This is a genomic window from Stenotrophomonas sp. GD03777 (assembly GCF_029842485.1).
In the GTDB taxonomy this organism is placed as follows: domain Bacteria; phylum Pseudomonadota; class Gammaproteobacteria; order Xanthomonadales; family Xanthomonadaceae; genus Stenotrophomonas; species Stenotrophomonas sepilia.
Map to the genome: position 1 here is coordinate 1 of NZ_JAOCGL010000045.1, position 18435 is coordinate 18435.

The 18435-nt window shown below is 66.7% G+C and carries 18 protein-coding genes; 15 read left to right on the forward strand and 3 right to left on the reverse strand.

Going from position 1 to position 18435, the window contains the following annotated elements:
• On the forward strand, positions 1 to 401 hold a 401-nt coding region (locus N5E02_RS11445), incomplete at its 5' end, for a peptidoglycan DD-metalloendopeptidase family protein (RefSeq protein WP_237398778.1).
• Positions 402 to 509: 108 nt separating this feature from the next.
• The gene (locus N5E02_RS11450) at positions 510 to 1946 is read left to right on the forward strand and encodes a S41 family peptidase (protein WP_164093475.1); all 1437 of its coding nucleotides are present in this window, start codon (positions 510 to 512) and stop codon (positions 1944 to 1946) included.
• Positions 1947 to 2006: 60 nt separating this feature from the next.
• On the opposite strand, the gene N5E02_RS11455 is transcribed toward N5E02_RS11450, so the two are convergent.
• On the reverse strand, positions 2007 to 2699 hold the full coding sequence (locus N5E02_RS11455) for a rhomboid family intramembrane serine protease (RefSeq protein WP_053498727.1): 693 nt from the start codon (positions 2697 to 2699) through the stop codon (positions 2007 to 2009).
• 227 nt (positions 2700 to 2926) lie between these two features.
• Here N5E02_RS11455 and N5E02_RS11460 point away from each other — a divergent pair, with 227 nt between their 5' ends.
• From N5E02_RS11460 to N5E02_RS11470, 3 genes are all read left to right on the forward strand, one after another.
• Entirely contained in the window at positions 2927 to 4354 is a 1428-nt protein-coding gene (locus N5E02_RS11460) for an outer membrane protein transport protein (protein WP_005414995.1), read from the forward strand.
• Positions 4355 to 4488: 134 nt separating this feature from the next.
• The gene (gene pnuC / locus N5E02_RS11465) at positions 4489 to 5088 is read left to right on the forward strand and encodes a nicotinamide riboside transporter PnuC (protein ID WP_171956422.1); all 600 of its coding nucleotides are present in this window, start codon (positions 4489 to 4491) and stop codon (positions 5086 to 5088) included.
• Positions 5075 to 6148 carry an AAA family ATPase gene (locus N5E02_RS11470; protein ID WP_164230284.1) on the forward strand — a complete coding sequence of 358 codons (1074 nt, stop codon included), beginning with the start codon at positions 5075 to 5077 and terminating at the stop codon, positions 6146 to 6148. The genes pnuC and N5E02_RS11470 overlap by 14 nt, the downstream gene beginning before the upstream one ends.
• Before the next feature lie 118 nt (positions 6149 to 6266).
• Here the strand turns inward: N5E02_RS11470 and putA are convergent, their stop codons facing one another.
• Positions 6267 to 9485, reverse strand: a complete 3219-nt coding sequence (gene putA, locus N5E02_RS11475; RefSeq protein ID WP_065186705.1) for a bifunctional proline dehydrogenase/L-glutamate gamma-semialdehyde dehydrogenase PutA — start codon at positions 9483 to 9485, stop codon at positions 6267 to 6269.
• A 274-nt stretch (positions 9486 to 9759) separates the two neighbouring features.
• Here putA and N5E02_RS11480 point away from each other — a divergent pair, with 274 nt between their 5' ends.
• Genes N5E02_RS11480 through N5E02_RS11505 form a run of 6 tightly spaced genes read left to right on the forward strand, consistent with a single transcriptional unit; the run spans position 9760 to position 14622 of the window.
• Entirely contained in the window at positions 9760 to 10236 is a 477-nt protein-coding gene (locus N5E02_RS11480) for a DUF2244 domain-containing protein (RefSeq protein ID WP_021202927.1), read from the forward strand.
• Positions 10237 to 10247: 11 nt separating this feature from the next.
• A complete protein-coding gene (coxB, locus tag N5E02_RS11485; RefSeq protein WP_053498721.1) occupies positions 10248 to 11204 on the forward strand; it encodes a cytochrome c oxidase subunit II in 957 nt (318 codons plus the stop codon).
• Between the two features lie 59 nt (positions 11205 to 11263).
• On the forward strand, positions 11264 to 12871 hold the full coding sequence (gene ctaD, locus N5E02_RS11490) for a cytochrome c oxidase subunit I (protein ID WP_005407790.1): 1608 nt from the start codon (positions 11264 to 11266) through the stop codon (positions 12869 to 12871).
• An 8-nt stretch (positions 12872 to 12879) separates the two neighbouring features.
• Positions 12880 to 13146 (forward strand): hypothetical protein, encoded by a 267-nt coding sequence (locus tag N5E02_RS20940; RefSeq protein ID WP_065179436.1) that lies wholly within the window; start codon positions 12880 to 12882, stop codon positions 13144 to 13146.
• A complete protein-coding gene (locus tag N5E02_RS11500; RefSeq protein WP_053498717.1) occupies positions 13143 to 13733 on the forward strand; it encodes a cytochrome c oxidase assembly protein in 591 nt (196 codons plus the stop codon). Before N5E02_RS20940 ends, N5E02_RS11500 begins: the two co-directional genes overlap by 4 nt.
• 13 nt (positions 13734 to 13746) lie before the next feature.
• On the forward strand, positions 13747 to 14622 hold the full coding sequence (locus N5E02_RS11505) for a cytochrome c oxidase subunit 3 (protein WP_005407793.1): 876 nt from the start codon (positions 13747 to 13749) through the stop codon (positions 14620 to 14622).
• Positions 14623 to 14642: 20 nt separating this feature from the next.
• Here the strand turns inward: N5E02_RS11505 and N5E02_RS11510 are convergent, their stop codons facing one another.
• On the reverse strand, positions 14643 to 14861 hold the full coding sequence (locus N5E02_RS11510) for a twin transmembrane helix small protein (RefSeq protein ID WP_049416782.1): 219 nt from the start codon (positions 14859 to 14861) through the stop codon (positions 14643 to 14645).
• Between the two features lie 57 nt (positions 14862 to 14918).
• Here N5E02_RS11510 and N5E02_RS11515 point away from each other — a divergent pair, with 57 nt between their 5' ends.
• The 4 genes from N5E02_RS11515 to cyoE all read left to right on the forward strand — a co-directional run bounded on the left by N5E02_RS11515 (position 14919) and on the right by cyoE (position 18373).
• On the forward strand, positions 14919 to 15635 hold the full coding sequence (locus N5E02_RS11515) for an SURF1 family protein (protein ID WP_065186704.1): 717 nt from the start codon (positions 14919 to 14921) through the stop codon (positions 15633 to 15635).
• Between the two features lie 96 nt (positions 15636 to 15731).
• Complete coding sequence (locus tag N5E02_RS11520; protein ID WP_164093478.1) at positions 15732 to 16301, forward strand: hypothetical protein; 570 nt, start codon at positions 15732 to 15734, stop codon at positions 16299 to 16301.
• Between the two features lie 10 nt (positions 16302 to 16311).
• Entirely contained in the window at positions 16312 to 17475 is a 1164-nt protein-coding gene (locus N5E02_RS11525) for a COX15/CtaA family protein (protein ID WP_164093479.1), read from the forward strand.
• 4 nt (positions 17476 to 17479) lie between these two features.
• Positions 17480 to 18373: a heme o synthase gene (gene cyoE / locus N5E02_RS11530; RefSeq protein WP_139726641.1), complete on the forward strand. Its 894-nt coding sequence runs from the start codon at positions 17480 to 17482 to the stop codon at positions 18371 to 18373.
• The last annotated feature ends 62 nt before the right edge of the window (positions 18374 to 18435 follow it).

Here is an 18435-nt window from a genome sequence, read left to right on the forward strand (position 1 = left end):
CGTCGGCACCGGCGCCGAAGGTCGGCGGCCTGGGGTGGCCGTTGTCCGGCAACCTGCTGGCCCGCTATGGCGGCAAGCTGCCCGATGGGCGCACCAGCAGCGGTGTGCTGATCGGCGCGCCAGCCGGCAGCACGGTCACGGCCGTGGCCGATGGCACCGTGGTGTTCTCCGACTGGATGACCGGCTACGGCATGATCCTGATCGTCGACCACGGCAACGGCTACATGAGCCTTTACGCGCATAACGACACCCTGCTGAAGGATGCTGGCGCGCGGGTCAGCCGCGGCGATGCGGTGGCCAAGGTCGGCAATTCCGGCGGCCAGGGCGTCACCGCGCTGTACTTCGAGCTGCGCCGTGGCGGGCAACCGGTCAACCCGGACAGCTGGCTGCAGCGGCGCTGAATCCTGGCCCGCCGGATGCGGGCCGGATTCAACGGGAATTTAGCTGTGCTTCGCGCATAATCGGTGCATGTGCCTTGGGCACCATGCCACCGTCGACAGGAGTGATCCATGCGCGCAGCCCGTACCGCCACCCTCTTGCTGGCCCTGTTGCCAGCGCTGTCCTGGGCGCAGCAGACCGCGCCCGCCCCGAGCCAGGAAACCAGCGGGCAGGCAGCGAACAGCGAGGAGGCGGTGACCTCGAAGGTGCCGCTGGAGGAAATCCGCCGTTTCGTGGCCGTCTACAACGCGGTGCGCGCCGCCTATGTCGACCCGGTCGATGACAAGAAGCTGATGCAGTCAGCCGTGCGTGGCCTGCTGCTCGACCTTGATCCGCACAGCACCTACTTCAACAAGGAAGACGCGCAGGCCTTCGACGAGCAGGCCAACGGTGCCTACGAGGGCATCGGCGTGGAGCTGCAGCAGCAGCCGGACAACGCCAGCATGAAGGTGATCGCGCCGATCGACGACACGCCGGCAGCCAAGGCCGGCATCCTTGCCGGCGATTTGATCATCGCCATCGACGGCAAGCCGATCAGCGCGATCGATGCGAGTGAACCGCTGCGCGGCCCGGCCGGCAGCAAGGTGGTGCTGACCATCGTGCGTGACGGCAAGCCGAAGCCGTTCGATGTCAGCCTGACCCGCCAGACCATCCGCGTGACCAGCGTGCGCAGCCGCCTGCTCGAGCCGGGCTATGGCTATATCCGCCTGAGCACCTTCCAGGCCGATACCGGCTCGGATTTCCAGAAGCATGTGCAGCAGCTGCAGAAGCAGTCCGGTGGCCAGCTCAAGGGCCTGGTGCTGGATCTGCGCAGCAACCCGGGTGGCCTGCTGACCGCTGCGGTGCAGGTCGCCGACGATCTGCTCGACAAGGGCAACATCGTCAGCACCCGTGGCCGCATCAGCATCAGCGACGCCCGATTCGACGCGACCCCGGGCGACCTGCTGAAGGGCGCACCGGTGGTGGTGCTGGCCGATGCCGGTTCGGCCAGCGCCTCGGAAGTGCTGGCCGGCGCGCTGCGCGACAACAAGCGCGCCCGCGTAGTGGGCAGCCGCACCTTCGGCAAGGGCTCGGTGCAGACCGTGCTGCCGCTGGACAACGGCGATTCGGTGAAGCTGACCACCGCGCGCTACTACACGCCCAGCGGCAAGTCGATCCAGGCCACCGGCATCGTGCCGGATGTGGAGTTGAAGCCCGCCGCCACCCCGGCGGAGGATGCCCTGCCGGCCAGCCTGAGCGATTACAGCGAAGCCACCCTGCCAGGCCATCTGCGCGGCGACGACGAAGGCACCGAGGGCTACCACGCCGGTGCGGTGCTGCCGGGCGACGGCCCGATCAACGACGCGCTGGCCGAGCTGAAGAACCCCGGTTCGGTGGCCGCACGGTTGAAGGCCGAGGCCGCGAAGGCGGCTGCGGTGAAGCCCGAAGCCAAGCCGGAGGCGAAGGTCGAACCGAAGGCAGACAGCACGCCGGAAGCCAAGCCCGCTCCTGTGCCGGCCAAGCCTTGATTCGTGGTCTACGAACGAGCGGGTGAGCGTGGAGCCGGCCAGCGGCCGGCTCTACCTGGATCAGAAGCCGTGGCGCTTGCGCAGTCGGCGGGCGATGGCCGCCCGCACGTAGACCCCGTACACGACGCCGAACACGAAGCCACCGATGTGCGCCCACCAGGCCACCATGCCGAAGCTTGGGCCGATGTGGGCGAACACCACTTGCAGCGCCGCCCAGACGCCGATCAGCAGGTAGGCCGGGGCGCGCACGAACTCCAGGAACAGGCCGAGCGGGATCACCACGCCCAGCCGCGCGCCCGGGAACAGGGCCAGATACGCACCGATCAGGGCCGACACCGCGCCACTGGCGCCGATGATGATCTGGTCCGGGCTGCCCATGGTGTAGATCGCGACCAGGTTCGACACTGCGCCGCCGACCAGGAACAGCAGCAGCAGCCGCCACGGCCCCAGCACCCGCTCGGCGGGCAGGCCGAAGATCAACAGGAACACCAGGTTGCCCAGCAGGTGCGACCAGTCCGCGTGCAGGAACAGGGCGGTGAACAGCCGCAGCACGCTGCCGTCCTGCAGGGTCGCCCACCAGTCCAGCGGGTGGGTCAGACCGGTGGACAGCGCGCCCCAGTCCAGCCAGAGGCTGCCGCGGGCATCGTCCGGACGCGAGATCGACCACAGGAACGCCAGCCACAATGACGCGAACAGCACGGGCGTGGCCCAGCGCAGGGCCGCCTTCTTGCGGGACGGGAGCGAGACGAACATGCCAATAGCCTAGCGTGCGGCCACTTTCGGTGGGGACGGTCCTGTTCAGCTTTTGAGACGAAAAAACCGCCTGCGCTGTTATTGTTTCATTAACAGCTCTGGGTAATACTCGCATACGGCGTCGTATGTCGGGAGGGGAATCCGGCGCGCTCCGATGGGTCCCAGGACCCGGCGGGCGCAGGCGCACTCAGAGCACCATCACCGCTTACCGGAGAGAGAGAACTACGATGCAAACCGCTTCCACCATTGCCCGACTGACCCTGCTGGCCGTCGGCGTTGCCGGTGCGCTGGCCGCCGCCGATGCCAATGCTGCCGCCTTCCAGCTGAAGGAAAACAGCGCCAAGGGCCTGGGCCGCGCGTTCGCCGGCTCCACCTCGACCGAAGGTGACGCCTCGGTCATCGCCACCAACCCGGCCTCCATGCGCCTGCTCGACGGCACCCTGGTCCAGGGCGACGTCAGTGCCATCAGCTTCGGCGCCAAGTTCCGCGGCCAGGGCCAGTACGGCAACGGCGCGCCGATTTCCGGTGGCAACGGCGGCGACGCCGGCATGATCGCCCCGGTTCCGGCCGCGTACTTCCACGTGCCGTTCGGCGAGAACGACAACATGCACTTCGGTGCTTCGCTGACCGTGCCGTTCGGCTTCAAGACCGAATACGACCGCGACTGGGTCGGCCGCTACAACGGCGTCAAGACCGAGCTGCAGGCCATCGACCTGGGCGTGGCGTTCTCCTACGACGTCAACCCGTACCTGTCGTTCGGTGCTTCGGTGTTCGCCGAGCGCCTGAACGTCGACCTGACCAGCGCTGTCGATACCGGCACCGCGATCAACGCCACGGCCCAGCGCACCGCTGCGGCGCGTGTGCTGGCTGCAGGCGGCACCGCAGCCCAGGCTGCGGCGGCGTCGCAGGCCGCTGCACGCCAGGCCGCCCAGCTCGGCTTCTCGCCGGGCACCGCCGATGGCTACCTGCGCATCAAGGGCGACGAAGTGTCGGTCGGCTACACCCTGGGCATGACGGTCACCCCGGTGGAAGGCACCAACATCGCCTTCAGCTACCGCTCGAAGGTCGAGCACAAGATCACCGACGGCAAGGCCGACTTCACCATCCCGCAGAACGCTGCCGCCTTCCTGGCCACTGCCGCCCCGGGTACCTTCATCGACAGCAACGGCCGCGCCACCATCACCCTGCCGGCCAGCGCCACCGTGGGCTTCACCCACCGCGTGAACGACCAGTGGCAGATCATGGCCGAGGTGACGCGCACGGCGTGGAGCAAGTTCGACCAGGTCACCGTCGACTATGACTCCAACCAGCCGGACAGCGTGCTGCCGTTCCACTACCGCGACACCACCTTCGCGTCGATCGGTACCGATTTCCGCGTGAACGACAAGCTGACCCTGCGTGGCGGCCTGGCGTACGACCAGACCCCGACCACCGACGCCCACCGTGACGTGCGCGTGCCGGACACCACCCGCAAGTGGCTGTCGCTGGGCCTGACCTACGCCGCTTCGGACAAGATGGAATACAGCGTGGGTTACACCCACCTGTTCACCAAGGATCCGAACATCACCTCGACCTCGGCCACTGCCAACACCGTGACCGGCAAGTACAAGGTGAGCGGCGACGTGCTGGCGGCGTCGATGCAGTACAAGTTCTGATCCGGGCGATTGCCTGAAGCAGTACGAGGAGAGCCCCGCGCAAGCGGGGCTTTCTTTTTGCGGAGGGTATCCACGCATGGCATGGATCTACTGGTCCGACGACGCAGGGCGTGGATCTACGCGACAATGGTGCGATGAACCTGTCCGACCCGAACTTCCAGCTGGAGCTGGCCGCCAACATCGCCGTCGCCGGCTCGATCCTGCTGGCCGGCCGCAACAACGTGCACACCTGGTGGCTGGGCATCGTCGGCTGCGCATTGTTTGCGGCCGTGTTCGAGCGCTCGCACCTGTATGCGGACATGGTGCTGCAGTTCTTCTTCATCGCCATCAGCGTGCTGGGCTGGTGGCAGTGGCTGCGCGGCGACCATGGCGCGCCGCTGCCGATCACTGCGCTGCGGCCGCGGGCATGGGCCTGGCTGGCGCCGCTGGCGGTGGTGGCCACGTTCGGCTACGGCTGGATGCTGACCCGACTGACCAACGCCTATGCGCCTTACATCGATTCGGCGGTGCTGGTGCTGAGCGTGATCGCGCAGATCCTGATGATGCGGCGCAAGCTGGAATCGTGGTGGGTGTGGCTGCTGGTGAACACCGTGGCAGTGCCGCTGTACTACAGCCGTGGCCTGCATCTGACCTCGATCCTCTACATCGGTTTCTGGATAAACGCGCTGGTCGCCCTGCGCCATTGGCGGCACCTGATGCGGGACGAGGCCAGGGCGGCCGATGCCGCTGCCTGAGCGTGTCGAGCGCGGCCTGGTGGTGGGCAAGTTCTGCCCGCTGCATCTCGGTCACGAACGCCTGATCGACTTCGCCGCCACGCGCTGCCAGCAGCTGCTGGTGATCGGCTGGTCGCAGCCGGGTTTCCCAGGCTACAGCGCCGAGCGTCGCGAGCGCTGGCTGCGAGCGCGCTTCCCGCAGGCGACGGTGGCGGTGCTCGATGATGCGCGGCTGGCGGCATTGTGCACGCAGCACGGTTTGCCCGTGCGCACGCTGCCGCACGACAGCGACAACGAGCACGTGCAGCGCGAGTTTACCGCCTGGCTGTGCCTGAGCCTGTTCGGCGGGCCGGTGCAGGCGGTGTACACCGGTGAGGACTACGGCGACGGCTTCGCGCAGGCGCTGGCCACGCACTTCGGTGCGCCGGTACGCCATGAGCGGCTCGAACGCGCATTGGACGCCGGGCAGGCGTGCGGCACCCAGCTGCGCGCCGATCCGCACGCGCACCGCCATGGTCTCGCACCGGAGGTGTACGCCGGATACGTGCAGCGCGTGGCCTTCATTGGTGGCGAGTCCAGTGGCAAGACCACGCTGGCGCGGGTGATGGCCGAGCGCCTGCAGACCGCCTGGGTACCGGAGTATGGCCGCACGCTCTGGGAGCAGCAGGGCGGCGACCTGATGCCGGACGATCTGCTTCGTATCGCGATGACCCAGCCGCAGCATGAAGAAGAGGCTGCGCGGCGGGCACATCGCTGGCTGTTCTGCGATACCACGCCGCTGGTGACGCTGGGCTACAGCGGCTGGATGTCTGGTACGGCGCCGGAGGCACTGCGGCAGGCTGCATTGCGGCGATATGACCTGCTGTTCCTGTGCGCGCCGGATATTCCGTTCGACCAGGACGGCACACGGGTGGGGGAAGCATTCCGTGCGCAGCAGCATGCGTGGTACGTGCGCGAGCTGCAGGCGCGGGGCGTCGACCATGTGCTGCTGGAAGGCGATCTGGAGACGCGCATCGCGCGCATACAGCGCGAGCTGGCTAAGCGTGCGGACAACCGGTTCAGTGTCGCCCTGCCTCTGTAGCGCCGAGCCCATGCTCGGCTGCGCCAGGAAAGCCGAGCGTGGGCTCGGCTCTACAGGAAGCAAAGCACAAGAAACCCCGCTTTCGCGGGGTTGTTCGTTCACTGCATGAGGCTGACGATCAGTCGCCCAGGGTCAGCAGCGAGGCGTTGCCGCCGGCGGCGGTGGTGTTCACCGTCACCGTCTTTTCGGTGGCAAAGCGCAGCAGGTAGTGCGGGCCGCCGGCCTTCGGGCCGGTGCCGGACAGGCCCTGGCCACCGAACGGCTGCACGCCGACCACTGCACCGATCTGGTTGCGGTTGACGTACACATTGCCGACGTGGACGCCGTTGCTGATGCGGTCAACGGTTTCGTCGATGCGCGAATGCACGCCCAGGGTCAGGCCGTAGCCAGTGGCGTTGATCTGGTCGATCACCGCGTCGAGCTGGTCGCCCTTCCAGCGGATCACGTGCAGGACCGGACCGAAGACTTCCTTGTGCAGCTGCCCCAGGTCCTTCAGTTCATACGCGCGCGGTGCGAAGAAGGTGCCGTTGGCGGTTTCGGCGGACAGCTCGGCGGCGGCGATCAGGCGCGCTTCGCGGTCCATGCGTTCGGCGTGTTCCTGCAGGATCTTCAGCGCGTCGGCGTCGATCACCGGGCCGACGTCGGTAGACAGCAGGCCCGGGTTGCCGACCTTCAGTTCCTTCATCGCACCGGCCAGCATGGTCATCACCTTGTCGGCGATGTCGTCCTGCACGAACAGCACGCGCGCGGCCGAGCAACGCTGGCCGGCGGAGGTGAAGGCCGAACCGATCGCGTCCTTGACCAGCTGTTCCGGCAGTGCCGAGGAGTCGGCGATGAAGGCGTTCTGGCCACCGGTCTCGGCGATCAGCACGCCGATGGCGGCGTCACGCGCGGCCATCGCACGGTTGATCGCACGGGCGGTCTCGGTGGAGCCGGTGAAGGCCACGCCGGCCACGCGCGGGTCGGCGGTCAGCGCTGCACCCACGGTGGCGCCGTCGCCCGGCAGGAACTGCACCACCTCGGCCGGCACGCCGGCATCGTGCAGCAGCTTCACCGCGTAGTAGCCGATCAGGTTGGTCTGCTCGGCCGGCTTGGCGATGACGCTGTTGCCGGCGGCCAGTGCGGCGGCGACCTGGCCCAGGAAGATCGCCAGCGGGAAGTTCCACGGGCTGATGCAGACGAACACGCCGCGGCCGTGCAGCTGCAGCTCGTTGGATTCACCGGTCGGGCTGGGCAGCTTCTCGGCGTGGCTGAACTGCTCGCGCGCCTGCTTGGCGTAGTAGCGCAGGAAATCCACGGCTTCGCGCACTTCGGCGATGCTGTCGGGCAGGCTCTTGCCGGCTTCCTTCACGCACAGCGCCATGAACTCCGGCATGCGCGCTTCCAGCTGGTCAGCGGCGTGTTCGAGGATGGCGGCGCGGCTGGCGGCCGGGGTGCGGTTCCAGGCCGGTTGTGCGGCCACGGCGTTGGCCAGGGCCTTCTGCACGGTGGCGGCATCGGCGGCCAGCCACTGGCCGACCACTTCGCGGGTGTCGGCCGGGTTGGTCACCGGCAGCGCGGCGCCGGCCGGGTTGGCACCCGGTACCAGCGGCGAGGCCTGCCACGGCTTCACGGCGGCGTTGAGCTGCTCGGCCAGGGCGCGCAGTTCGTTGTCGTTGGCGAGGTTGGCGCCCATGGAGTTCTTCCTGTCGTGGTTCTGGCTGCGCAGCAGGTCAACCGGCAGCGGGATCTTGGGATGCGGAATCGATTCGAACGAGGCGACCATCTCGACCGGATCGCGGATCAGGTCTGCGATCGGCACGCGCTCGTCGGTGATGCGGTTGACGAAGCTGGAGTTGGCACCGTTTTCCAGCAGGCGGCGCACCAGGTACGGCAGCAGGTCTTCGTGCGAACCGACCGGGGCGTACACGCGGCAGGGCAGGTTCAAGCGGTCGGCCGGCACCACTTCGGCGTACAGGTCGTCGCCCATGCCGTGCAGCTTCTGGTGCTCGTACACGCCGCCGTTGGCGATGCTGCGCACGGCCGCGATGGTGTGCGCGTTGTGCGTGGCGAACATCGGGTAGATCGCGTCCGCATGGGTGAACAGCCGCTTGGCGCAGGCCAGGTAGGACACATCGGTGTTCTGCTTGCGGGTGAACACCGGGTAGCCCGGGTAGCCTTCGATCTGCGCGCGCTTGATCTCGGCATCCCAGTAGGCGCCCTTGACCAGGCGCACCTGCAGGCGGCGACCGGCACGGCGTGCCATGTCGGCCAGGTGGTCGATCGTGTACGGCGTGCGCTTCTGGTAGGCCTGCACGACCACGCCGAAGCCATCCCAGCCAGCCAGCGAGGCGTCGGAGAACACCTGCTCGATGATGTCCAGCGACAGTTCCAGGCGGTCGGACTCTTCGGCGTCGACGGTGCAGCCGATGCCGTAGCTCTTGGCCAGCTGTGCCAGTTCCAGCACGCCCGGCACCAGGTCCTTCAGCACGCGCTCGCGCTTGGCGTGCTCGTAGCGCGGGTACAGCGCCGACAACTTGATCGAGATGCCCGGCGCGTTGTTGACGTCGCCGTCCGGACGGCCACCGCGGGCCTTGTGATCGCCGCCGATGGCGTGGATCGCACGACGGTAGTCTTCCAGGTAGCGCAGCGCGTCCTTCATGGTCAGCGCGCCTTCGCCGAGCATGTCGAACGAGTAGCGGTAGCTGGCGTTGTCGCCCTTGTGCGAGCGCGCCAGCGCTTCGCTGATGGTGCGGCCCATGACGAACTGGTGGCCCATGATCTTCATCGCCTGGCGCACGGCCAGGCGCACCACCGGCTCACCGACGCGGCCGACCAGGCGCTTGAATGCGCTGGGCGCATCGGCGCGCGTGGCGTCGTTCATCTGCACCAGCTTGCCGGTCAGCATCAGGCCCCAGGTGGAGGCATTGACCAACACCGAGTCGCTGCCGCCCAGGTGCTTTTCCCAGTCGGCATCGGCCAGCTTGTCGCGGATCAGCTTGTCGGCGGTGTCCTGGTCCGGAATACGCAGCAGCGCTTCGGCCACGCACATCAGCAGCACGCCTTCCTCGCTGCCCAGGTCGTACTGGCGCATGAAGGCTTCGATCGCGCCCTGGTCCTTGGCACGCACGCGCACGCGGCCGACCAGGTCGGCGGCCAGCGCCTGCACCCTGGCCTGTTCCTCGGCGGGCAGGCGCGCCTGCGCCAGCAGCTCGCGGACGTGGCTGGCCTCGTCCTTCAACCAGGCATCGGTGATGGCCTGGCGGAACGGGTTGGGGGGCGCCGGCAGTTCCGGCGACAGCAGCGCGCCCGGACGCGGGGCGTCGTGGGCGGCAGGGGAGGAGGAAGGTGCGTTCATGCCGGTCCGGCCAGTGGAAAACTTGGCGATTTTAATCATTTTTGAGGCCTTCGGAAGTGCCACGCAGACACCTTCATGAAGGGCTGATAGCCACTAACGGTGGTGGATTCGGCGTGTTCAGCAAACCCGGCGATGTTTGTGCTGAATTCGTCATCCGTGCCGCCGACCGCATGCTGTGTTGCAGCATCGGAAAAAGTGTGAATGCACCCTTGCTACCGGCGAGAGGGCGGGGCTACCATCGAGACGTTTCCCGCGGCAGGAACGCGGTTGCGACATGATCGAGGTGCTTCCAGCTCCGGATGGGTCAGGTACGCAGCTGCGGCTGCGTCCCCCACGGGCGCTCGATGCCCGGCAGTTCGTCCTGTTGTTCACCGTGTTGTCGGGTGCGATGTGGCTGGTGTCCGCCCTCGGGTGGTGGGCCGGCAATGCATTCGCCCCCCTGTTCGCGCTGCTGTACAGCCTGGTGCTGGCGGCGGCGCTGCGTGCCTTGTGGCGCAGCGGTGAACGGCAGGAGGAGATCCGGGTAGTGCCGGCGTACGTGGAGGTCATTCCCGTACCCGGTGGATCGCCGGTGTTCCGGGCCCACCCGCATTGGGTGCGCCTGCTCACCGACGATGAGAGGGTCCGGCTGGCATCCAGCGGCCGGCAGGTGGAGGTGGGGAGTTTCCTCGCGCCGGCCGAACGTCAGACGCTCGCAGAGACACTTGAAAGCTTGCTCGCCGCCAGCGATGGCGGCAACCGACGACGCTAAGGGTCTAGGCAATGAAGCAAAGCAGCAGGTGGGGCACGAAGTGCGTGAACGCGGTTGCCGCAGTGCTGGCGACCGGGGGACTGATGCCGGCGTTGGCCTGGGCCCAGGCGGCCGATCCCAAGCCGTGGCAGCTGAACATGGGCAAGGGGGTGACCCAGACCTCGCGCCTGGCCTGGGAATCGAACAACCTTTCGTTGATCATCTGCACGGTGATCGGCGTCATCGTGTTCGGCGCGATGGCCTACGCCATCTTCAAGTTCCGCAAATCCAAGGGCGCGGTCGCCGCCACCTTCAGCCATAACACCAAGGCCGAGATCATCTGGACGGTGATCCCGGTGATCATCCTGATCGTGATGGCGTGGCCGGCCACGGCCAACCTGATCAAGATGTACGACACCCGCGATGCCGAGATGACGGTCAAGGTCACCGGCTACCAATGGATGTGGAAGTACGAATACCTCGGGGAGAACGTCACCTTCACCAGTCGCCTGGACCGGGAATCCGACCGCGTGCGGCAAAGTGGCATCGTGCCGACCCGCGAAAGTCATCCGCACTACCTGCTGGACGTCGACAACCGGCTGGTGTTGCCGGTCGATACCAAGGTCCGCTTCGTCATCACTTCCGATGATGTGATCCACGCCTGGTGGGTGCCGGCGCTGGGCTGGAAGCAGGACGCGATCCCCGGTTTCATCAATGAAGCCTGGACCAGCATTGAGCAGCCCGGGGTGTATCGCGGCCAGTGCGCCGAGCTGTGCGGCAAGGACCACGGCTTCATGCCGATCGTGGTCGAGGCGGTGTCCAAGGAGGACTTCAAGCAGTGGCTGGCGCAGCGCAAGCCTGCACCGCCGGCCGAGCCCGCCCCCCCTGCGGCACCTGCAGAACCGGCTGCCCCTGCGGGCGAAGCACCGGCGGCACCTGCTGCTGCTGAAGCCGGCAATGCACCTGCGGTTGCGGCCAGCGGCGCGTGATGTAAAGCCCGCGGCCGCTCGCGGCCGTGGTGACAACCGATTCTGAGAGGTGTTTTGCAATGGCGCACTCGGCAGTTGGGCACGACGATCACCATCACCACCAGAGTTTCTTCGAGCGTTGGTTCTTCTCGACCAACCACAAGGACATCGGCACGCTGTACCTGGGTTTCAGCTTCATCATGTTCATCATCGGCGCGGCGATGAGCGTGGTGATCCGCGCCGAGCTGGCGCAGCCGGGCCTGCAGTTCGTCAAGCCCGAGTTCTTCAACCAGATGACGACCGTGCATGCGCTGGTGATGATCTTCGGCGGCGTGATGCCGGCGTTTGTCGGGCTTGCCAACTGGATGATCCCGCTGCAGATCGGTGCGCCGGACATGGCGCTGCCGCGCATGAACAACTGGTCGTTCTGGCTGCTGCCGGTGGCCTTCAGCCTGCTGCTGCTGACGCTGTTCCTGCCCGGTGGTGCACCGGCCGGTGGCTGGACGCTGTATCCGCCGCTGTCGCTGCAGGGCGGCTACAACGTGGCCTTCAGCGTGTTCGCCATCCACGTGGCCGGCATCAGTTCGATCATGGGTGCGATCAACATCATCGCCACCGTGCTCAACATGCGCGCGCCGGGCATCGACCTGCTGAAGATGCCGATCTTCTGCTGGGCGTGGCTGATCACCGCCTTCCTGCTGATCGCGGTGATGCCGGTGCTGGCCGGTGCGGTGACCATGCTGCTGACCGACAAGTTCTTCGGCACCAGCTTCTTCAATGCCGCCGGTGGCGGTGACCCGGTGATGTACCAGCACATCTTCTGGTTCTTCGGCCATCCCGAGGTCTACATCATGATCCTGCCCGCCTTCGGCGTGGTCAGCGAGATCATCCCGACCTTCAGCCGCAAGCCGCTGTTCGGCTACCAGGCGATGGTGTACGCCACCGCCGCGATCGCGTTCCTGTCGTTCATCGTCTGGGCCCACCACATGTTCACCGTGGGCATGCCGCTGGGCGGCGAGATCTACTTCATGTTCGCCACCATGCTGATCTCGATCCCGACCGGGGTGAAGGTGTTCAACTGGGTCAGCACCATGTGGCGGGGGTCGCTGACGTTCGAGGCGCCGATGCTGTGGTCGGTGGCCTTCGTCATCCTGTTCACCATCGGTGGCTTCTCCGGCCTGATGCTGGCCATCGTGGCGGCCGACTTCCAGTACCACGACACCTACTTCGTGGTTGCGCATTTCCACTACGTGCTGGTGACCGGCGCGGTGTTCGCGCTGATCGCGGCTGTGTATTACTGGTGGCCGAAGTGGACCGGGCGCATGTACAGCGAGAAGTGGGCCAAGGTGCACTTCTGGTGGTCGATCGTGTTCGTCAACCTGCTGTTCTTCCCGCAGCACTTCCTCGGCCTGGCCGGCATGCCGCGCCGCATTCCCGATTACAGCGTGGCCTTCGCCGACTGGAACCTGATCAGCTCGATCGGTGCGTTCGGCATGTTCGTCACGCCGTTCATGATGGCCGCGATCCTGCTGTCCTCGCTGCGCAATGGCGAGAAGGCCGAGGCCCGTAGCTGGGAAGGCGCGCGCGGGCTGGAGTGGACGCTGCCGTCGCCGGCACCGGCGCATACCTTCACCACGCCGCCGACCATCCGCCCGGGCGATCTGGCGCATGACGACATCACGCATTGAGGTGGGGCATGCATAACGAGAGCCCACTGCAGACCTGTAGAGCCGAGCCATGCTCGGCTGACGGCGTGCTGACCAACGGTAGAGTCGACTGTCAGTCGACTCGCGAAGTGCAGCCGACTAGCAGTCGGCTCTACCAGAACCAAAGCCAGAGCGAAGCCCAACACCACGGCATCGAACAGCAACGCCAGCGTGCCCGGCGCACGGCGATGTGGGTCGGCGCCATCGCGGTGCTGGTCTACGTCGGCTTCATCCTCAGCGGGGTGATCGGCCGATGAGCGAGGCACCGGCCAGCACGCGGTCACCCAGTGCCGGGCTGCCGCGCCTGATCGGCGTGGCAGTGGCGGTGTTCCTGCTGACCTTCTCGCTGGTGCCGCTGTACCGCATTGCCTGCGAGAAGGTATTCGGCGTGCGCCTGGAACGCGGCCCGGGTGGTGAAGCCAGTACGGGTGCCGCAGCTGGCAAGCGCACCGTGCGGGTGGAGTTCGATGGCGGCGTCAATTCGCGCCTGCCGTGGTCGTTCCATCCCGAGCAGCTGACCATGGATGTGGTGCCCGGCGAACTCAACGAGGCGCTGTACTTCGCCCGCAACGACAGCCAGCAGGCAGTCGTTGGCAGCGCGGTGCCTTCGGTGGCACCGGCACGCGCGTCGGGCTTCTTCAGCAAGACCGAGTGCTTCTGTTTCACCGCGCAGACGCTGCAGGCCGGCGAGAAGCGCGACATGCCGGTGCGCTTCATCGTCGATCCGGACCTGCCGCCGGAAATCAAGACGATCACCTTGTCCTACACCTTCTACCGCAACGACGCGTTGTCCGATCGGCTGGCCCCGGCCGCCACCTCGGACGGCGCGCACGCCGCACCCTGACCCGGATACCGACATGGCCCAGACACCAACCGACGCCAACGTGTACTTCGTCCCGGCCCAGAGCAAATGGCCCTTCGTGGGGTCCATCGCGATGATGGTGACCATGGTGGGCGTGGCCAGCTGGCTCAACGATGCCAGCTGGGGGCGCTGGACGTTCTACATCGGCATCGCGATGCTGGTGTTGACCCTGTTCTGGTGGTTCAGCGACGTGGTGCGCGAATCGCAGGCCGGCAACTACAACCACCAGGTCGATGGCTCGTTCCGGATGGGGATGATCTGGTTCATCTTCTCCGAGGTGATGTTCTTCGGCGCCTTCTTCGGCGCGCTGTTCTACACCCGCAACCTGGGCCTGTCGTGGCTCAGTGGCGAAGGCCGCGGGGTGATGACCAACGAGCTGCTCTGGCAGGGCTACTCCGCCGGATGGCCGACCAATGGCCCGGCGGCGATCGGTGGTGCCTTCCAGACCATCCCGGCGTGGGGCCTGCCGCTGATCAATACGCTGATCCTGCTCACCTCAGGCGTGACCCTGACCATCGCCCATCACGCGTTGAAGGCCGGCAACCGCCGCCAGCTGCTGATCTGGCTGGGCCTGACCGTGGTGCTCGGCCTCGGTTTCCTGACCCTGCAGGCGGAAGAGTACATCCACGCCTACAAGGAGCTGAACCTGACGCTGGGCTCGGGCATCTACGGTTCGACGTTCTTCATGCTGACCGGCTTCCACGGTGCGCACGTGCTGCTGGGCACGATCATGTTGATCGTGATGTGGCTGCGTTCGGCCAAGGGACACTTCACCCGCGACAACCATTTCGGTTTTGAAGCGGCCGCGTGGTACTGGCACTTCGTCGACGTGGTGTGGCTGATGCTGTTCCTGTTCGTCTACGTGCTTTGACCACGCACGCATCGGTGGCCTCAGCCGCCGACGCCGTGCGGCTTGATCCAGCCCATGTAGATGCTCACGATCACCAGTACGATCAACGCCACCGACACCGCGATGCGACGTGTCAGTGCGTTGACCGTGCGCTTGGTCTGGCCGCGGTCGACCAGCAGGTAATACAGGCCGGCGCCCAGGTTCCAGACGATGACGATCAGAAACGCGATTACCAGCAGGGTCTTCAGCGAATCACTCATGCGCGGCTCGAGGGAAGGGTGGGTGCGCCTATCTGACCGCGTTTGTGCGGACTTGTCATGATGCGCCAGCACACACGCGTGATCGGATGGTTGCTGGCCGTGCTGGCGATGGCCGGTTTCACTGCATTGGGGCTGTGGCAGCTGCAGCGCATGCATGCCAAACAGTCAATGTTGGATGCGCAGGGGCCAGCGGTGGCACAGGCGCTGCCGCTGGCCCAGGCGCTGGCAGCCCCCGGTGCGTTGCACGGTGTGGCCGATCACGGTCGCTTCCTGCCTGGCGTGGTGCTGCTGGACAACCAGACCCGGCATGGCCGTGCCGGCGTAAAGATCTATCGCCCGTTCCGCAGTGACGAAGGCAGCGTGCTGCTGGTCGATCTTGGCTGGCGCGCGCTGCCGCCGGATCGCACGCTGCCGGACATACCGGCGCCGCCTTCGCCGGTGGTGGTGCGCGGGTTGCTGGCGCCACCGCCTTCGGCGGGGCTGGTACTGGGTCCGCCGTTCTCCGCCACCGGTGAGGCGGGGCGCTGGCTGGCCAGCCGCTTGCCGGCCGAGGGCCTCGCCGCAGCGCTGGGCCTGCCAACACTGCCCGAGCGGGTCCTGCGACTGGACCCGGCGCTGCCCTTCGGCGACGAGCGTGACATGGACCTGCTGCCAAATACGCTGCCACCGCAGCGACACCTGGGCTACGCCGTGCAGTGGTTCGGCCTGGCCCTGACCGTGCTGGTGGTGGCGCTGGTGCTGGAGCGGCGCAGGAGACGGCCCATCGCCGGGTAGTGCCGGCCGCTGGCCGGCACGCACTCGGATTCCTGGATGCCGGCCAGCGGCCGGCACTACCGGCATCGTTTACCCAACCATGAGAAAATGCCCCACATGAACACTGCTACGTCCCCGCAGGCGCGCGGCTCCGGCCGCCGGACCCTGGTGCTGCTGTTTGCCGTGTTCTTCGGGGCGATGGCGCTGGCCGCGGTATTGCGCTTCTCCGGCTGGCAGCCCACCGGCCACCGCAATGCGGGACAGCTGCTGAAGCCGCCGGTCGATCTGCGCCAGCAGACGCCGACCCTGGCCAGCGGCCAGCCCTATCCTTGGAACCCCGAGGCCCGCACCTGGCGCCTGCTGGTGGCACCGGCCGGTGCCTGCGACGCGCAGTGCGTCACTTTGTCGCAGGGACTGGGCAAGGTGTGGCAGCTGTTCGGCCATAACGCCGATAATGTCGAGATCCTGTGGCTGGGTACGCCACCGGCGTCGATCGCCTCGCTGCCCGCGCTGCGGCCGCTGGCTCCGTCGCCAGCCCTGCGCGCGGTGTTGCCGGGCGTCGATGATCCGGCGGGACTGCCGGTCTACGTGATCGATCCGAACGGCTTCGTGATCATGCGCCATGCCCCGGGTTCCGACCTGGGTGGCCTGCGCAAGGACATGGCCACGTTGCTGAAACTGAAGTGAGTCCCGTTTGATGAGCCTTTCCGCGCGTCCGGCGCTGCACCGCAATTTCCACCGCCTGGCGTGGTTCGCCATGATCATGACCGCGAGCACGATCATGTTCGGCGCGTTCGTACGCCTGTCCGATGCCGGCCTGAGCTGCCCGGACTGGCCGACCTGCTATGGCCAGGCCACCTGGCCGCAGCACGTGGAAGAGACCATCGGCCACCCGGCGGCGGATATCCGCCCGCTGGAGACCCACAAGGCCTGGCGTGAGCAGGTGCACCGCTTCCTGGCCGGCGCGCTGGGCATCGAGATCCTGACCCTGGCCCTGCTGGCCACGCGCAAGCGCCGCTTTGGGACCACGGCAGTGGTGACCGCCTGCGTACTGGTGGCCGCTGGCATACCGCTGTACATGATGGGCTGGCATGGCACCGCCAGCGCATTGGCTCTGGTCGGCGAGGCGATCCTGCTGATCGCCGCGCTGCGCTGGAGCAACATCGACCTGGCACGCGCTGCACTGCTGACCCTGGCGGTGGTGATCTTCCAGGCCCTGCTGGGCATGTGGACGGTGACCCTGCTGCTCAAGCCCATCGTGGTGATGGGCCATCTGCTGGGCGGCATGCTGATGTTCGCGCTGCTGGCCTGGATGGCCTGGCGTGCGACGCACATGCCGATCACTCTGGCCGAGGCACCGAAGCTGAAGTGGCTGCTGCGCATCGGCCTGGCGGTGCTGGTCACCCAGATCGCACTCGGCGGCTGGGTCAGTGCCAACTACGCGGCGCTGGCCTGCGGCGGCGGCAGTGCATCGCTGGACAACTTCCCGCGCTGTGCCAACCAGTGGTGGCCGCAGCACAACTTCGTCGAAGGCTTCACCCTGTGGCGTGGCATCGGCGTGGACTACGAAGGCGGCGTGCTGGATGGTGCCTCGCGTATCGCCATCCAGATGGCGCACCGCCTGTTCGCGGTGGTGGTGGCCATCTACCTGCTGTGGCTGGGCGTGCGCCTGTTCCGGTTGCCGAGCATGCGCGGCTGGGCCAGCGCGCTGATCGCGCTGCTGGTGCTGCAGGTCACCCTCGGCATCCTCAATGTGAAGCTGGCGCTGCCACTGGAAGTGGCCGTGGCCCACAATGGCGTGGCCGTTGCCCTGTTGTTCGTGCTGGTCAGCCTGCTGGCCCGCCTGCGCGCCCCGGACTGATTCCATGTTTTCCAACTACCGCCAGTACTGGGACCTGACCAAGCCCAAGGTCGTCGCCCTCATTGTCTTCACTGCCCTGGTCGGCATGGTCCTGGCTATTCCGGGCGTGCCCAGCTGGGAGCAGGTGCGCGCCGGCCTGCTCGGCTTCCTCGGCATCTGGCTGGCCGCTTCGGCGGCCGCCGCGATCAACCAGTTGCTGGATGCGCACATCGATGCGCAGATGGCACGCACGTCGTGGCGCCCGCTGGTGGTCGGCAAGGTCAAGCCATGGCAGGTGCTGGTGTTCGCCGGCGTGCTGATCGTGCTGTCGATGACCATCCTGGTGCTGTGGGTGAACCTGATCACTGCGGTGCTGACCTTCGCCTCGCTGATCGGCTACGCGGTGATCTACACCGTGTACCTGAAGCGTGCGACCTCGCAGAACATCGTCATCGGTGGCCTGGCCGGCGCGATGCCGCCGATGCTGGGCTGGGCTGCGGTGACCGGCATGCAGGGCTCGTCGGACTGGGCATACTCGTCGCTGCTGGTGCTGATCATCTTCATCTGGACGCCACCGCATTTCTGGGCGCTGGCGATCTTCCGCCGCGAGGACTATGCCAAGGCGGAGATCCCGATGCTGCCGGTGACCCACGGCGTGGCGCACACCCGCAAGCAGATCATGATGTATTCGGTGGTGCTGGCGCTGGTCTGCCTGTTGCCCTACCTGGTGGGCATGAGCGGTGCGTTCTACCTGGGCGGCGCGATCGTGCTCAATGCCGTGTTCCTCTGGTACGCCTGGCGCATGCTCGACCCACCGGATGAGCTGTTCTCGATGAAGATGTTCTATTACTCCATCGTGTACCTGATGGCGCTGTTCGCCTTCCTGCTGGTCGACCACTGGATCCTGCCCTGGTTGTGAAGCACCACCTGTAGAGCCGAGCCCATGCTCGGCTGAGGGGGGATTGGAAGAGCAGCCGAGCG

Excerpts from the sequence above, each read along its gene's own strand:
- ctaD (WP_005407790.1), top strand. The coding sequence starts at position 11,264 with ATGGCGCACTCGGCAGTTGGGCACGACGATCACCATCACCACCAGAGT.
- putA (WP_065186705.1), bottom strand. The coding sequence starts at position 9,485 with ATGAACGCACCTTCCTCCTCCCCTGCCGCCCACGACGCCCCGCGTCCG.
- coxB (WP_053498721.1), top strand. The coding sequence starts at position 10,248 with ATGAAGCAAAGCAGCAGGTGGGGCACGAAGTGCGTGAACGCGGTTGCC.
- N5E02_RS11450 (WP_164093475.1), top strand. The coding sequence starts at position 510 with ATGCGCGCAGCCCGTACCGCCACCCTCTTGCTGGCCCTGTTGCCAGCG.
- cyoE (WP_139726641.1), top strand. The coding sequence starts at position 17,480 with ATGTTTTCCAACTACCGCCAGTACTGGGACCTGACCAAGCCCAAGGTC.
- N5E02_RS11510 (WP_049416782.1), bottom strand. The coding sequence starts at position 14,861 with ATGAGTGATTCGCTGAAGACCCTGCTGGTAATCGCGTTTCTGATCGTC.
- N5E02_RS11520 (WP_164093478.1), top strand. The coding sequence starts at position 15,732 with ATGAACACTGCTACGTCCCCGCAGGCGCGCGGCTCCGGCCGCCGGACC.
- N5E02_RS11470 (WP_164230284.1), top strand. The coding sequence starts at position 5,075 with ATGCCGCTGCCTGAGCGTGTCGAGCGCGGCCTGGTGGTGGGCAAGTTC.
- N5E02_RS11460 (WP_005414995.1), top strand. The coding sequence starts at position 2,927 with ATGCAAACCGCTTCCACCATTGCCCGACTGACCCTGCTGGCCGTCGGC.
- N5E02_RS11525 (WP_164093479.1), top strand. The coding sequence starts at position 16,312 with ATGAGCCTTTCCGCGCGTCCGGCGCTGCACCGCAATTTCCACCGCCTG.
- N5E02_RS11480 (WP_021202927.1), top strand. The coding sequence starts at position 9,760 with ATGATCGAGGTGCTTCCAGCTCCGGATGGGTCAGGTACGCAGCTGCGG.
- N5E02_RS11505 (WP_005407793.1), top strand. The coding sequence starts at position 13,747 with ATGGCCCAGACACCAACCGACGCCAACGTGTACTTCGTCCCGGCCCAG.
- N5E02_RS11455 (WP_053498727.1), bottom strand. The coding sequence starts at position 2,699 with ATGTTCGTCTCGCTCCCGTCCCGCAAGAAGGCGGCCCTGCGCTGGGCC.
- N5E02_RS11500 (WP_053498717.1), top strand. The coding sequence starts at position 13,143 with ATGAGCGAGGCACCGGCCAGCACGCGGTCACCCAGTGCCGGGCTGCCG.
- N5E02_RS11515 (WP_065186704.1), top strand. The coding sequence starts at position 14,919 with ATGATGCGCCAGCACACACGCGTGATCGGATGGTTGCTGGCCGTGCTG.
- pnuC (WP_171956422.1), top strand. The coding sequence starts at position 4,489 with ATGAACCTGTCCGACCCGAACTTCCAGCTGGAGCTGGCCGCCAACATC.
- N5E02_RS20940 (WP_065179436.1), top strand. The coding sequence starts at position 12,880 with ATGCATAACGAGAGCCCACTGCAGACCTGTAGAGCCGAGCCATGCTCG.